At 59.2% G+C, this 14500-nt stretch carries 16 protein-coding genes; 9 read left to right on the top strand and 7 right to left on the bottom strand.

From position 1 onward, the window contains the following. Nucleotides 1–77: 77 nt before the first annotated feature. Complete coding sequence (locus ABJN75_RS18060; RefSeq protein ID WP_348440974.1) at nucleotides 78–623, bottom strand: YaeQ family protein; 546 nt, start codon at nucleotides 621–623, stop codon at nucleotides 78–80. 423 nt (nucleotides 624–1046) lie between these two features. Between ABJN75_RS18060 and ABJN75_RS18055 the strand changes: the two genes are divergently transcribed. From ABJN75_RS18055 to ABJN75_RS18045, 3 genes are all read left to right on the top strand, one after another. Continuing rightward, on the top strand, nucleotides 1047–2255 hold the full coding sequence (locus ABJN75_RS18055) for an NADH:flavin oxidoreductase/NADH oxidase family protein (RefSeq protein ID WP_348440973.1): 1209 nt from the start codon (nucleotides 1047–1049) through the stop codon (nucleotides 2253–2255). Between the two features lie 114 nt (nucleotides 2256–2369). After that, on the top strand, nucleotides 2370–2957 hold the full coding sequence (locus ABJN75_RS18050; protein ID WP_348440972.1) for an EamA family transporter: 588 nt from the start codon (nucleotides 2370–2372) through the stop codon (nucleotides 2955–2957). Beyond that, nucleotides 2954–3352: a hypothetical protein gene (locus tag ABJN75_RS18045; RefSeq protein WP_348440971.1), complete on the top strand. Its 399-nt coding sequence runs from the start codon at nucleotides 2954–2956 to the stop codon at nucleotides 3350–3352. The genes ABJN75_RS18050 and ABJN75_RS18045 overlap by 4 nt, the downstream gene beginning before the upstream one ends. A gap of 175 nt (nucleotides 3353–3527) precedes the next feature. On the opposite strand, the gene ABJN75_RS18040 is transcribed toward ABJN75_RS18045, so the two are convergent. The 4 genes from ABJN75_RS18040 to ABJN75_RS18025 all read right to left on the bottom strand — a co-directional run bounded on the left by ABJN75_RS18040 (nucleotide 3528) and on the right by ABJN75_RS18025 (nucleotide 6151). Continuing rightward, nucleotides 3528–5027 carry an AMP nucleosidase gene (locus tag ABJN75_RS18040; protein ID WP_348440970.1) on the bottom strand — a complete coding sequence of 500 codons (1500 nt, stop codon included), beginning with the start codon at nucleotides 5025–5027 and terminating at the stop codon, nucleotides 3528–3530. Nucleotides 5028–5181: 154 nt separating this feature from the next. Next, nucleotides 5182–5355 carry a hypothetical protein gene (locus tag ABJN75_RS18035; RefSeq protein WP_348440969.1) on the bottom strand — a complete coding sequence of 58 codons (174 nt, stop codon included), beginning with the start codon at nucleotides 5353–5355 and terminating at the stop codon, nucleotides 5182–5184. A 24-nt stretch (nucleotides 5356–5379) separates the two neighbouring features. Further along, entirely contained in the window at nucleotides 5380–5550 is a 171-nt protein-coding gene (locus ABJN75_RS18030) for a hypothetical protein (protein WP_348440968.1), read from the bottom strand. 262 nt (nucleotides 5551–5812) lie between these two features. Next, nucleotides 5813–6151 (bottom strand): DUF2147 domain-containing protein, encoded by a 339-nt coding sequence (locus ABJN75_RS18025; protein WP_348440967.1) that lies wholly within the window; start codon nucleotides 6149–6151, stop codon nucleotides 5813–5815. 470 nt (nucleotides 6152–6621) lie between these two features. Between ABJN75_RS18025 and ABJN75_RS18020 the strand changes: the two genes are divergently transcribed. Further along, entirely contained in the window at nucleotides 6622–6888 is a 267-nt protein-coding gene (locus ABJN75_RS18020; protein WP_348440966.1) for a sel1 repeat family protein, read from the top strand. 180 nt (nucleotides 6889–7068) lie between these two features. Here ABJN75_RS18020 and ABJN75_RS18015 read toward each other — a convergent pair whose 3' ends face one another. Continuing rightward, a complete protein-coding gene (locus ABJN75_RS18015) occupies nucleotides 7069–8181 on the bottom strand; it encodes a pyridoxal phosphate-dependent aminotransferase (RefSeq protein ID WP_348440965.1) in 1113 nt (370 codons plus the stop codon). A gap of 257 nt (nucleotides 8182–8438) precedes the next feature. Here ABJN75_RS18015 and ABJN75_RS18010 point away from each other — a divergent pair, with 257 nt between their 5' ends. The 5 genes from ABJN75_RS18010 to ABJN75_RS17990 all read left to right on the top strand — a co-directional run bounded on the left by ABJN75_RS18010 (nucleotide 8439) and on the right by ABJN75_RS17990 (nucleotide 13108). Further along, the gene (locus tag ABJN75_RS18010) at nucleotides 8439–9395 is read left to right on the top strand and encodes an AEC family transporter (protein WP_348440964.1); all 957 of its coding nucleotides are present in this window, start codon (nucleotides 8439–8441) and stop codon (nucleotides 9393–9395) included. A gap of 113 nt (nucleotides 9396–9508) precedes the next feature. Continuing rightward, nucleotides 9509–11014, top strand: a complete 1506-nt coding sequence (gene glpD, locus ABJN75_RS18005) for a glycerol-3-phosphate dehydrogenase (RefSeq protein ID WP_348440962.1) — start codon at nucleotides 9509–9511, stop codon at nucleotides 11012–11014. 103 nt (nucleotides 11015–11117) lie between these two features. After that, nucleotides 11118–12605 (top strand): glycerol kinase GlpK, encoded by a 1488-nt coding sequence (glpK, locus tag ABJN75_RS18000; RefSeq protein ID WP_348440960.1) that lies wholly within the window; start codon nucleotides 11118–11120, stop codon nucleotides 12603–12605. Between the two features lie 131 nt (nucleotides 12606–12736). Further along, the gene (locus ABJN75_RS17995; protein WP_348440958.1) at nucleotides 12737–12907 is read left to right on the top strand and encodes a VOC family protein; all 171 of its coding nucleotides are present in this window, start codon (nucleotides 12737–12739) and stop codon (nucleotides 12905–12907) included. Nucleotides 12908–12970: 63 nt separating this feature from the next. Next, nucleotides 12971–13108 carry a hypothetical protein gene (locus tag ABJN75_RS17990; protein ID WP_348440957.1) on the top strand — a complete coding sequence of 46 codons (138 nt, stop codon included), beginning with the start codon at nucleotides 12971–12973 and terminating at the stop codon, nucleotides 13106–13108. A gap of 13 nt (nucleotides 13109–13121) precedes the next feature. Here ABJN75_RS17990 and ABJN75_RS17985 read toward each other — a convergent pair whose 3' ends face one another. After that, the gene (locus ABJN75_RS17985; RefSeq protein WP_348440956.1) at nucleotides 13122–14495 is read right to left on the bottom strand and encodes a L,D-transpeptidase; all 1374 of its coding nucleotides are present in this window, start codon (nucleotides 14493–14495) and stop codon (nucleotides 13122–13124) included. Nucleotides 14496–14500 lie beyond the last annotated feature (5 nt).

The following is a 14500-nucleotide window of genomic DNA, read 5'->3' as shown; positions in this document are numbered from 1 at the left end:
GACATCGGGTGAGCCGGATCTGATCATGATCGGCACCCGAGCAACTCAAGCCCGTTTTTACGCCCGAAACCCGTGAGTTATACGGCACTCTTCCATTTTGACGGGGTAACGTAAACGATGCTGTCACCAACGCTGACCATCACCTCGCCGTCCTGAATATTTACCTGGAGCTTCATCGCGCGGCTTGCCAGTTTTGCCAGTTCAGCCGTGTCTTTCTCGGAAAAATTTGTCACTTGAAGATTTCCAAAACGGGCGGTGCTGTTTTTGATCTTGTCCCACCACATCTCGGCCGTCCTGCCGCCATAGGGATAGACGATCACCTTGTCGGCCTTGCCACAGGACTGGCGCATCAGTTTTTCGCTGGGAAGCCCAAGCGCTACCCACAATTCAAGTTCGCCGCTCAGGCTTTTCTGCCAGATGTCCGGCTCGTCATCCGTTGAAAGGCCCTTTGTCATTTCCAGATGCTCATGGGCATTCAGGGCAAAAGCCAAAATACGCACCATCAGCCGTTCATCCGTCTCCGAGGGGTGTTTGGCAACGGTCAGTTGATGGGTGTCGTAATAGTGACGATCCATATCGGAGACTGAAAGTTCGACCTTATAGATAGTGGCTTTTTGCGCCATGACATGTTCCAAAAATTCAAAGATCAGGTTGCTTACTGCGTCTGATGAGATTGTGAAAGCAGATAAAAAACCCACGCATAAAGACGGGCGAACAACTATCGTCAAGTTGTGTGACCTGACTGCGTGGGTAGGGTGGTCCGGATCAGGCCAACACCTTCAAGACGGCGTCTGAACCGGGGGCATGCAATTCGGGTATGGCATCTCCCGTTACGCGGTCACCGCAGTGGAACTGGCGAAGCCTTCACCAGAGCGGAGCGGGTGTGAAGCGGGGAAAAAAGATCAAGGGCAAGGCGCGGCCCAAAGCCGCCATTCGTGTTATCCGCAGCGAACGGCAGCAAAGCATCCAAACTTACATTGAGTTGCCGCACCAAGAATTTTCATAGATGTATTGAACGTCGCTGAACTTTGACTGGAGCTATTCGTATGAAACAAAATAGGGTTCTGTTTGAGCCGCTTGAATTGCCTTGCGGCGTCGTTTTGAAGAATCGGATTGCAAAATCTGCAATGTCGGACTCCTTGGGCGACGGAACGGGCCATCCGACAACCGAACAAAACAGGCTGTATCAGCGTTGGGCAGAAGGTGGGTTGGCGGTATCGATTATTGGTGAGGTGCAGGCCACATCCAACTACGCCGAAAAGCCCGGAAATCTGGTGTTCAACGCAGATTCTGACATCTCAAAGTTTCGGAACCTTGCCGAGCATGGCGGTAAAGACGGCACACAGTTGTGGCTGCAACTCGGTCACGCTGGGGCGCTCGCATTCGCGCCAATCAGTAACCCCACGGGGCCAAGCGCGCTCGATCTCCCTGGGCTTCGTTGTGAGGGGATGACACAGAATGAAATCCGTCAGGTGCCGTTAGAATTCGCTAGGACAGCCAGGTTGGCACAGCAGGCTGGGTTTGGTGGTGTTCAGATTCACGCAGCACACGGCTTTCTGCTCAGCCAGTTCCTGTCACCTTTGTTCAATAAACGCAGCGATGCTTATGGCGGGGCGATTGGTAACCGCATGAGGCTTTTGCTCGACTCCATTGAGGCAACGCGTGCGGCAGTCGGCCCGAACTTTCCAATCGCGGTGAAGCTCAACTCTTCAGACCAACTCGAAGGCGGGTTTGACGAAGACGGCGCGCTCCAGGTGGTGTCCGCTCTGGACAGGTCATCCGTGGACCTCATCGACATCAGCGGCGGGACATATTTCCCGGGCGCGAAGTCTGCTTCTGACAGCGCGGGAGGCGGGCCATATTTCATCAAGTTTGCCAAACGCGCCCGTACGGTGACATCCAAGCCTTTGATGCTGACCGGCGGCTTCAAAACGCGGGCGCAGGCGGAAGAGGCAGTGACGAACGGTACGGTCGATGTCGTCGGCCTTGCCCGTGCGCTTGTCCTTGAACCGGCCCTTCCCAACCTCTGGATCGCAAACCAGACTCCAGAACCAGCCTTTCCGAGGTTTCCAGATGCGCCAGAGGGTGGAATAACGGCGTGGTATACGATGCGGTTGACCGAAATCGGTGGAGACAGAGAGGCAGACGATGTTGGTGATCTTCACCAAGCCATTCGCGACTATGAAGTACGTGACAACATCAGAACGGAAAGCTGGTTACGCCACTTCAATGGTCATGCCGCTAAACTGAATTGATCGGTCATAAGCCCGAATGCGAAGCCACTATGGGCCAGCCTGAATCCTCCAGTAATCCCGCATGCAGCCGTCAGATGTTCGCCCTGATCCAATAACGCCATATCATCGGGTCAATTGGCGCATGAGACCGTGCTAAGCGGCGGTCAAATCGCTTTGCCTGCTTTACAATTTCCTTCTAACGATGAGCGCATGATTACAAAGCAAAATACGTCATTGGCGACAGCGGTCGTTATCTTTACCGGCGCGCTATGGGGGCTGTATTGGATACCAGTCCGATCGCTGACAGGGAATGGGCTTGCGGGGGCTTGGGGGACGGTTGCTATCACGCTCGCTGGAGCGCTCCTATTATCGCCGATGGCTATCGTAAAGCGGCGGGAGTTGTTGCGAACCGATCCCCTCGCTCTCGCCTCCATAGCTTTGGGTGGTGCAGCCTTCGCGTTGTATTCGGTCGGGTTCGTCTATGGCCGGGTCGCTATTGTTATTCTCCTCTATTTCCTCACTCCCGTCTGGAGCACCTTGATCGGCAGATATGTCATGGGGTGGCGCACGACGCGTCTGCGGGTACTTTCGATTGTAGTCGGTCTTGCCGGGCTTTCCGTCATGCTGGGCGCAAACGGGGAAATCCCGCTACCGCGCGCGGTATGGGGGAGTGGATGGCACTTATTGCGGGCATTCTATGGTCTATCGGAACAACTGGCATGAATACAAAATCAAAGCTCGCACCAGTTCCATCTGCGTTCGTGTTCGCCGTTGGTGCTGCACTCACGGCTCTGGTTCTCGCCCCATTCCTCGATTCCCAGCACGTTGAACTTAGTTCTGATGATTGGGTGAAGGCACTTGGAGTAGCCGTTGTTACGGGTGGCGTGTGGTGGGGGCTGTCGATAGCCAGCTTGATGTGGGCCACGTTGAGGCTGGAACCTGCTCGTGTTGGTATTCTCTTGATGACGGAAGTCGTTGTTGGTGCCGTATCAGCAGCTGTACTCGCCGCAGAGCATCTCGCCCCATTGGAGCTTACTGGCGGCGCATTGGTTCTAACCGCGGGTATCCTTGAATTGTGGCCGTCTCGGCGCGAGGTGACGGATGCGGCCGATGGCTGATAAGGCAACTCATAACTGACCTTTGCACATGGCGCAGCAAAAGCCGCTTCCAGCCCGTTTCCGCCGTTACTGCAAAATCGGCGTCAGTCGCTCCGTCCGTCCTGCGAACCAACTCGGTTGGCGGACATGGCTTTGAAAAAAAAAGCGGGATCTCGGATCCCGCCTTTTCTGTCTGTCACTGAAACGCGGTCTCGAAGAAGCTTCTGAGTTTGCGGGAATGCAGCCGTTCGGGCGGCATGGCAGCGAGCTTTTGCATGGCCAGCAGACCGATCTTGAGGTGCTGGTTGACTTGCGTCTTGTAAAAGGCGGAAGCCATGCCGGGCAGTTTGAGTTCGCCATGCAGCGGTTTGTCGGAGACGCAGAGCAGCGTGCCATAGGGGACGCGAAAGCGGAAACCATTGGCGGCGATGGTGGCCGATTCCATGTCGAGCGCGATGGCGCGCGATTGCGACAGGCGCTGCACCGGGCCGCGCTGGTCACGAAGCTCCCAGTTGCGGTTGTCTATGGTGGCCACCGTGCCGGTGCGCATGATGCGCTTGAGATCGTAGCCTTCCAGCCCGGTGACTTCAGCAACCGCGTCCTGGACGGCGACCTGGACTTCCGCCAGGGCAGGGATAGGCACCCAGGCCGGCAGGTCGTCATCAAGCACATGGTCCTCACGCACATAAGCGTGGGCCAGGACATAATCTCCCAGATTTTGGCTGTTGCGCAGGCCGGCGCAGTGACCGAGCATCAGCCAGGCATGCGGGCGCAGCACCGCGACATGATCGGTAATGGTCTTGGCGTTGGACGGGCCGACGCCGATATTGATCATGGTGATGCCGCCATGTCCCTTGCGCTTGAGATGATAGGCCGGCATCTGCGGCAGCCGCGGTGGAGCGACCCCCTCGGTCGGGCTGCCATGGCCTGCCGGGGTGATCAGGTTGCCGGGCTCGACGAAACACTCGTAGTCGTTGCCGCCTTCCGACATCAGCGAGCGGGCGTGCTCGCAAAACTCGTCAATGTAGAACTGGTAATTGGTAAACAACACGAAATTCTGGAAATGGTCCGGCGCGGTGGCCGTGTAGTGCGACAGCCGCGCCAGCGAATAATCGATGCGTTGCGCCTTGAACGGCGCCAGGGGCAGCAATTCGCCGGGGCCAGGTTCGTAAAGCCCGTTGACGATTTCATCGTCGGTGGTGGCCAGATCAGGGGTGTCGAACAGATCGCGCAGCGGCATGTCGAGTTTCTCGGCCACCGCCGCTTCGACATAGGCGCCTTCGCCGAAGGCGAAATGCAGCGGGATTGGCGTGTCTGACTCTGAAACTGTCAGCGGTGCGCCGTGATTGCGCAGCAGCAGTTCGAACTGGTTGATCAGGTAGGAGCGAAAAAGCGCCGGACGGGTTATCGTGGCGGCATAGCAGCCCGGCGACACCACGTGGCCGAAGGACAGCCGCGAATCGATCATGCCGAAGGATGTGGTCTCCAGGCTTATCTGCGGATAAAATGCGCGAAAGCGGCCTTTTGGCCGCTCGGTGGCAAGGCCCTGAAAGGCCTCGCACAAAAATCGTGTGTTACGTTCATAGATGGCTTCGAGCGCCGCAACCGCACTCGCCGCATCGGAAAATTCCTGCGGTTTGATAGGATCGGGTGAAATGAAGCTGTTGGCTGTGTGTGAAGAGATTCGTTGTTCCATACACTGTTATATACGAGAATGATCGACAAGCAAAAGGCGTTCGTGGCCAAAAGGTGCTTCAGGGGAATCGGGTGAAAGTCCGATTGCCGGCAGCGCGCTATTTGCGAATGGCCGGCAGTGTGTCACGGGCGTTCAGCGACACGCAGTGCCCTGCTCAATGGCCCTGACGCTGCAGACTGATGTAAAGCACGAATCCTGCACCCGACATGCCCGGCCCCTTGTCGCCGGCATTGGCGAAGGCGAAGGCGCCGACAGGGCCGACGAAAAAGGCGGTGAAAGCGGCAATCCGGATGAAGGTGGAAATGGATCGGCGGGTGTGTGTGTTCATTGTGTCATTCCTTGGAGGCCGGATTCAACGCGAAGCCCTGCAATTCAGATCGGGATGAAAAACGCATGCGTGGAACGGTCCATCGCGCCAGCCGCGCGATGCGTGGCCGGCATTGGCGACCGCAGCGGCCATCCACAGCGCGAAGATCACGAAGATCAGGCAGATGATGATGAAGCGGCGTGTGAGCGTGGCCATGCGGCTGGTTCCCCTGTTGTGAGGAGAACATTCGCATGGGCCGACTGAACCGCATCTGAGAGGGCCGTTCATCTGCCGTTCAAACAGGTTAACGGCAAGGACCATCGATCGTGGCGGCAGTGCAAACACAGGACGGTTGCAAGCCTGTTCCGGCGCTGCTCTGAAAGGACCCGGCGGGGATAAGGGAGGCAACGGACACAAAAAACCCGCGCCGGATGCCAGCGCGGGTTGGTTCACCCATGTGTGCGAGCGAAAGCCCGGTTTACATTTTGGCCCAGTTTTCCGACCGGCACAAAATACCCAGGACGCACCCTTTCATTTTCATGGTGTTTCCCGAGATTGAGGCGGAGCCTGAGTAGGTCTTGTCCTTGGCCGGATCGGTGATGGTGCCGGAGTAGCTTCCGCCACTGCCCGTCATCTTGCCGATGCGCTTGCCTGCATGCTTGCCGGTTTTAAGCTGCACGCAATAGGCCTTGCCGCAGGCGGAGATCGCCGCGGTTTCGCCGCTCTTGGTCTTCCAGTTGCCTTCGATCGGGTCTGCCAGCGCCGGAGCGCTCATGGCGGCCATGAGCACGCCAGCTACAATCAATTTGCGGATCATTGTGTTCCTCCCAGGAATGCGCGCTTCCTCAAGCGCATTTCTTACTTAACTTACGGCCACGTAAAGGTAAACCGCGATTTCTCGCAGATATCGGCTTTTCAACATCGCTTTCGTGGGCTTCCGGGCGGGCTGAATTTCGCCAATCTTACCGGACGAGATCGGATAACCGGAAAAAGCGATGGATCTTTGGTTAGCCGATCGTAACTTTTTTCAGGCCCGCCAAAGTGCCTGGTTTCACCGCTTTGACCAGTTTCCAACGGGTGCGATGTTTAACGGAATCGCAAATTTACCAAGCATTCGGACTTTGTTCGTCTCCAGTTAAGCATGCAATTTAACTCGCTTTTTAATCGATAGCGGCACACTCCAATTCAACAAGACGCACCGGGCCAAACCGGACGCAAGCAGGAATGAGACGGCTTCTCAAGAGCTGGCAGGGACAACGAAACCAACTTAAGACAGGGACTGGCAACATGGCACGTTATGAAATTCACGATCACGATCAGGCCACCATCGGCGGCGAAGCCAAGGCTGATGTATTCTGCGAAATGGGGCTGATGTATGCGACCGGACGCGAATGCGAGGTCGATTACATTGCCGCCCACAAATGGCTCAATATCGCAGCTATCAAGGGCTCTGACCGCGCCGCCACGCTGCGCGCCGAACTGGCGGAAAGCATGAGCAAGTCTGACCTTGCGGCAGCGTTGCGCGCCGCGCGTGAATGGATGACCATGCATTGAGCCCAAGCGGCTTGACGCGGCACTGTTTGGCCGGTCCGCCAATCGGCGCATCATCCAGGAAAAATCACCTCGAGGAAAACGGGGCGGAGCTCTACTCCGGGCAACACCGAGAGGCTTCTCGAAAGGCCGCGATGGACCGCAACAGGTCGATCGCGGCTTTTTGATGTGGGCAGGGCGGGATCAGTCCAGTTCGGCTGCGACCTCGACCAGAGCCTGCTCGAAGATGTCGATCTCGGCTTCCGGTCCGGTTGAGATCCTTATGCAACGATTGAGCGTTTCGACACCCGGCATGCGGATGAAAACACCGCGGCTGACCAGGCCATCGAGAATTGTTCTGGCGCGGGCGCCATCGCCGCCGCAATCGATGGTGACGAAATTGGTGGCCGACGGAATCGGCTTGAAGCCGTGGCCGCGGGCGATGTCGGCTATTTGATCGCGCGAGGCGACGATCTGGGCGATGGCATGGCCGAGCCAGGCCTGGTCTTCAAGCGCCGCCAGCGCGGCGACCTGACCCAGCCGGTTGACGCCAAAGTGGTTCCGCACCCGGTGAAACCGCGACACCGTCTCCTCGACGCCGAAGACATAGCCTATGCGCTGTCCCGCCAGGCCATAGGCTTTGGAAAACGTGCGGAACCTCAGCACATTGGGCATTCCGGCCAGGGTATCTATGTCCGGTATCGCCGAGGACGGCGCAGTCTCGCCATAGGCTTCGTCGAGCACCAGCATCGTGGTCTCGGGCAGGGCCCGGGCAAACGCCGTGATCGCCGCTGCCTCATGCCAGGTGCCCATCGGATTGTCAGGGTTGGAGAGATAGACCAACGGCGCATTTTCTCGTTTTACCGCCTCCAGAAGCCCGTCCAGATCCTCGTGGTCGTCGCGGTAGGGAACCGGGACCAGCCTGCCGCCGAAACCCGTGACATGGAAGTTGAAGGTCGGGTAGGCGCCGAGCGAGGTGACGACCGGAGTTCCCGGCTCGACGATCAGCCGGACAAGCAGTCCCAGCAGCCCGTCGATGCCTTCGCCAACCACCACCCGTTCCGGCGCCAGGCCAAGATGGGCGGCAAGACGACCCCGCAGTTCATGGTTTTCCGGATCGGCGTAACGCCAACTCAAGCCGGCTTCCCGTTCGATCGCCTCGATCACCGACGGTGCCGGGCCGAAGCCGCTTTCATTGGCGCCGAGCCTCGCAATGAACCGCGCACCGCGCGCCCGCTCCTGGGTTTCCGGTCCGACAAACGGCACGGTGGGCGGCAGCGATTCGGCAAGCGGGGTAAAGCGGGAGAAAGCGGGCATGGCAGGGTTCCACAGTCTGGATTGATACATCAGCCCTAACCCCAACGGCGGCGCGCTTCAAGCACTCAGACGGTCTTTGCCGTACGCTGCGGGGAGGGGGCGGCCCAAACCCGGGGATAATGGCGGGAATCGCCGGAAATGCCTCTGCCGACAGCAAGATCGGGCTTGCCGGGCTGTCGTCTAGCTATCGCAGCGCTTTGCCGCGCGCGCGGGACGGTTTATGACCCGGGGACCGTCACACAGTTCTCGAGTCAGCCATGCCCCCTTTTGCCGAAACCATCCTCGTTGTCTTCACCTTGATCGCCATCGGCTATGGTGCGGCGGCGTTGCGGGTGCTCAAGCCGGAGACCGGCGACGGGCTGTCGGATTTCGTGTTTACCATCGCCGTCCCGCTGCTGCTGTTTCGCACGATTGCGACAGCGAATTTTGATCATGGCGCGCCTTGGGCGCTGTGGGTGAGCTATTTCACCGCCGTGCTTGTGACCTGGACATCAGCGCATCTGATGATCCGCAAGGGCTTCGGCCGCGATGCGCGCTCGGGTGTGGTCGCAGGAGTAACGGCAGGGTTTTCAAACCTTGTGCTGCTCGGCATTCCATTCATGTCCGGGCTTTACGGCGAACCGGGATTGGCGGTGCTGTCGCAGATCGTATCGATTCACATGCCGATCATGATGGGTGCGTCGATGGTGCTTTTTGAATGGGCGGTCAAACGCGATGGCGCCGGCGGAGAATCGAAATCCGTAATCGCGCTGGTGACCGGTTTCATACGCCAACTGATCTCCAACCCGCTGATAATCGGCATCCTGGGCGGCCTGCTTGTCCGGCTTTCCGGACTTGAAATTCCTGTCGTCGCTGACCGGGTGATCGCCAGCCTGGCCAATGTAGCCGGACCGCTGGCGCTGTTCGCCATTGGCGTATCCTTGCGTGGCTACGGCATCCGCGGTCAGGTGCCGCAGGCGCTAGCCATGGTTTCTTTGAAACTGCTGCTGATGCCGGCGGTGGCGCTTGGCATGGCGCTGTTGCTGGGTCTTCCTGAATTCCAGGTCAAGGTGGTTGTGGCCGCCGCATCGCTTCCCGCGGGCGTCAATTCATGGCTGATCGCCAACCGTCTGGACACAGGCCAACGGCTGGCGTCTACATCGATGACGCTTGGCACAGCGCTGGCCGCGGCCACGACCGGGATCTGGCTGCTTATCGTTGACGCCGTTGTGTGAGGCGAATTCGAAACGTACCGGGCATTGTATCAGGTTCGTTTGTTTTCTTTTGACATTCGTTATTCTTTCGAATTAGAGATTGCTATGAGCAAGCCGCACCACGGGAGAGGCCAGTGACACAAGACAAGCTTTATGATGTTTTTGTCATCGGAGGTGGCATCAACGGGTGCGGCATAGCCAGGGATGCGGTCGGGCGCGGATATTCGGTGTGCCTTGCGGAGATGAATGATCTGGCTTCGGGCACATCTTCCTGGTCATCCAAACTCATTCATGGCGGTTTCCGTTATCTCGAGTACTACGAGTTTCGGCTGGTGCGGGAAGCGCTGAGCGAACGGGAAGTGCTGCTGTCCAATGCGCCGCACATTATCTGGCCGCTGCGCTTTGTGTTGCCGCATCACAAGGATATGCGTCCGGCATGGCTCCTCAGGCTCGGTCTGTTCCTTTACGATCACATCGGTACGCGCAAGCTGCTGGAGGGCACAAAGACGGTGGATCTGAGGAGGTCGCCGGTTGGCAAGCCGCTGAAACCGCTGTTTGCAAAGGGATTTGAGTATTCCGATTGCTGGGTCAACGACGCGCGGCTTGTGGTGCTCAATGCCGTTGATGCAGCGGAGCGGGGCGCCGATGTCCGCACCCGCACGGAAGTGGTCAAGGCAGAGCGCACGGATGGCGTCTGGAACATCACCATGGCTGACCGCTCAAACGGGGCTGAGGAAACCGTGAAGGCACGGCTGATCGTCAATGCCGGAGGTCCCTGGGTGGACAAGATCCTTTCCGGTGTTTTGGGACGCAGTGATGTGCACAACGTGCGACTGGTGCAGGGCAGCCACATCGTGGTGCCGAAGCTGCATGACCATGACCGGGCCTATATTTTCCAGAATGGCGACGGGCGGATTATTTTCGCACTGCCTTACGAGCAGGATTATACCCTGATCGGCACCACCGACCAGGATTATGACGGCGATCCGAAGAACGTCGCCATCACGGATGGGGAAATCGATTATCTGTGTGCGGCGGCAAGCGAATATTTCGAAAAGCCGGTCGAGCGCGCTTCCATCGTCTGGACCTATTCCGGCGTCCGCCCGCTGTTTGACGACGGCGCCTCGGCGGCTCAGGAAGCGACACGCGAATATGTGCTCAGGCCTGATCCCTCAGATGGCGCGCCGCTGATCAATATTTTCGGCGGCAAGATCACCACCTATCGCAAACTGGCCGAATCGATGCTGGAACTGATCGAGGCCAGGCTCGGCAGGAAATCGGCGCCATGGACGCACCGGGCGGCGCTGCCCGGTGGCGATTTTCCCGCGGACGGATTTGACGACCAGGTCGCGGCGGTGAAAGCGGACTACCCCTTCCTGGCTCCCCAACAGGCGTGGCGCTATGTTCGTCAATATGGCACGCGGACGCGGCTCCTGCTCGGAGACGCCAGGGCAATATCGGATATGGGGCAGGATTTCGGATATGGTCTTTACGCGCGCGAGGTGGATTATCTGATGGCGCAGGAGTGGGCGATGGAGGCTGAAGACGTGATCTGGCGGCGTTCCAAACGCGGACTTCGTCTTGAGAAGGATCAGGTAGCCGCACTTACGACCTATATGGCGGCAAACCGCGCGGCTTAAGACCGGGTTCACAGGCACGACGTGCAGGATTGCATTCGGCGGGGCGCGGGGCTTTTCGCGGTGGGAGAAACCGGTTCATATGTGCCGGAAACAGGAGGACAGCATGAGCGGATACATTCTGGCGATCGATCAGGGCACCACTTCGAGCCGAGCCATCGTGTTCGACGGCGAGATGCGCATTGCCGGAACAGGTCAGAAAGAGTTCACGCAGATCTATCCGCAATCGGGCTGGGTGGAGCACGATCCGGAGGAAATCTGGAAGACTGTGCTCTGGGCGGTCAAGCAGGCGCTGAAGAAAGCGGGAATTGAAGCCTCCGACATTTCGGCGATCGGCATCACCAACCAGCGCGAGACAGTGGTGGTGTGGGAACGCGAAAGCGGCAAGCCGATCCACAACGCCATCGTCTGGCAGGACCGCCGCACCGCGTCCTATTGCGAAAAGCTCAAGCGACAGGATCTCGAAAAGACCTTCACCCGCAAGACCGGGCTTCTGCTCGATCCGTATTTTTCGGGCACCAAGCTGTCGTGGATGCTGGCCAATGTGAAGGGAACCCGGGCGCGGGCAGCACGCGGCGAGCTTTGCTTCGGCACCATCGACACATTCCTGATCTGGCGGCTGACCGGCGGCAAATCCTTCGTTACCGACGCCACCAATGCCTCGCGCACGCTGATGTTCAATATCAGCACCCAGGACTGGGATAGCGAGCTGCTGGAAACCCTGCGGATTCCGGCTCGAATGCTGCCCGAGGTCAAGGATTGCGCGGCGGATTTCGGCGTGACCGACAAGAAATGGTTCGGCGCCGAGATTCCGATCCTTGGCGTGGCCGGCGATCAGCAGGCGGCGACAATCGGCCAGGCCTGTTTTGAACCGGGCATGCTCAAATCCACCTACGGGACCGGCTGCTTCGCGCTACTGAACACTGGCGAGGATATGGTGCGCTCGAAGAACCGGTTGCTGACCACTATCGCCTACCGGCTCGATGGCAAAACAACCTATGCGCTGGAAGGCTCGATTTTTATCGCCGGCGCAGCGGTCCAGTGGTTGCGTGACGGCATCAAGGTCATCAGGAAGGCCGAACACAGCGGCGACCTGGCGGCACAAGCCGATCCGACCCAGGATGTGTATCTGGTGCCGGCCTTCACCGGTCTTGGCGCGCCGCACTGGGATGCCGAAGCCCGCGGAGCGATCTATGGCATGACCCGCAACACCGGTCCCGCGGAGTTCGCCCGCGCGGCGCTGGAGGCGGTGTGCTACCAGACCCGCGATCTGCTGGATGCGATGCACAAGGACTGGAAGAGTTCGGAGGCCGACACGGTGCTGCGGGTCGATGGCGGCATGGTGGCGTCTGACTGGACCATGCAGCGGCTGGCCGACATTCTCGACGCGCCGGTGGACCGCCCGACGATTCTTGAGACGACCGCGCTGGGCGCTGCCTGGCTTGCCGGCCAAAGGGCGGGTGTCTGGCCCAGGCAGAAGGCTTTCGCCAAGGCCTGGTCCCGCGACACGCGGTTTGAGCCCAAAATGGACGACAAGACTCGCAACGCCAAACTCAAGGGCTGGCGCGATGCGGTGCGGCGGACGCTGAGCTGACAGCGCACGCCGAGATCCTGGCCAATCCAGGATTATCGCATTTTGGGGTTGAGCTTGTTTCGGAGTATCGTTGACCATTATCCGGGATTTGACCAATTGCGGTCATCGATACGGGACAGAGGAGCGATCCCATGCAGCTTGGTGCGTTTTCGATCAGTCTTGCGGTCAAGGATCTGGCGGCGTCCAGAGAATTTTATGAAAAACTCGGATTCAAGGCTGTCGGCGGCGAGGCCGGTGAGAACTGGCTGATCATGAAAAACGCCGACTGCGTGATCGGGCTGTTTCAGGGCATGTTCGAGTAGAACATCCTGACTTTCAATCCGGGCTGGGCAACCAACTCCGAGCCGCTCGAGGCCTTCACCGATGTGCGTGAGCTGCAGAAGCAGCTCAAGTCTCTCAGCGTCGCCTTTGACGCGGAGGCGGATGAGGCATCGACCGGGCCCGCCAGCTTCATCATCAAGGATCCGGACGGCAATCCGATCCTCGTCGATCAGCATCGCTGACGGGCGACCAGCCTTACTCGATAAAACTCACGCTCACCCCGGGTGTCACCAGGCCTGCCAGTTCCTCTGCGTCCCAGTTGGTCAGGCGCACGCAGCCGTGGGATGCGGTCTTGCCGATCTTGGACGGTTCGGGCGTACCGTGAATGCCGTAGGTTGGCTTGGACAGCGCGATCCAGATTGAGCCGACCGGTCCGTTGGGTCCGGGCGGGACCTGTAGGATCTGGTCATTGTCGCCCTGTTTGAAATTGACCTTGGGATTGTAGGTGTAGCCGGGATTGCGAGCCACACGCTCGATGATGACTTCGCCGGAGGGCGAGGGCGTGTCGGACGAGCCGATTGTTGCCGGATAGGCGACCAGCAATTTGCCGTTCGCATCATAGCCTCGGACCTGCTTGCGGGTCTTGTCGGCAATGATGCGGGTGACCGCGCCGGTCTTCTTGCCGGCCGCGTCGACGACCTTGATCTGAACGCCGGGGCGGGTGAAATCGACGCCGGGATTGAGCGCCTTGAGATAATCCTCGTCCATGTGAAACCGTTCGGCCAGCATCTCGACGGTCGAGGTGTAGGCGAGGTGATCAAGCTTGGCTTTGTCGGCATAATCGCTTGGAATCGAGGCGATGAACGGGCCGGCGGCATCTTCCGAGGTGATTGTGTAAGTCGTAAAAGCCAGACCGCCACTCGCCGCCAGGCGGCGGACAATCAGGTCGGTATCGGCGGGATCAACCCGCTCTCCGGTTTCCTCGAACCAGGCGTCGAGCGCCTTGTTGACGTTGGAGCCCATGCGACCGTCAATGACGCCAGGGGAGACGCCGTTGCGGTCGAGAAAGACCTGCAGGGCCGCCACTTGCGCCTTGGACAGTTTCGGCGCGGCGGGTGTTTGTTCGGCGCGAGGCATGGAAGGCTCCACAAACCTCGGTGCTTCGGTCGCAGCCGGCGCGCTTGCCATGTCCGAACTGTCAGGGGACTCATCCGGCACCGTGCCGGTCATCGGGTTGAGATCGCGGCGCTCAATGTTGGCGCGGGGTGGCGTTGGGGCAAACCCGTCACGTGAAAACCTCTCGCGTGGCGGCCGTGGCCGGGCCGGGAAGGCGGATTCAATCTGGTTTCCGGCCCCGCGTGGCCGACCGCCATTCTGCTGGCGGTATTGCCAGGCCGGGATCTCGAAGCCGATCACCTGGTCCCAGGCGTCGATCAACAGGCGGCGGCCTTGGGTGTCGATGACAACGCGGACCGCGCCTGCCTCCGGAATCTGGCGCATCAACTGGCCGTCGGTGTCGACAAGCACCATGCGTTCGCCATCATAGGGGCCGGCAAGGGCCTGGGGCACGGAAAGGGCGGTGAGGGTCAGAAGTGCTGCGGTAAAACGAAAACGGGCGGTTGTGAACATGGGGT

The organism is Hoeflea sp., from assembly GCF_039975035.1.
Classification (GTDB): Bacteria; Pseudomonadota; Alphaproteobacteria; order Rhizobiales; family Rhizobiaceae; genus Hoeflea.
This window is presented reverse-complemented; position numbering and strand designations above follow the sequence as displayed.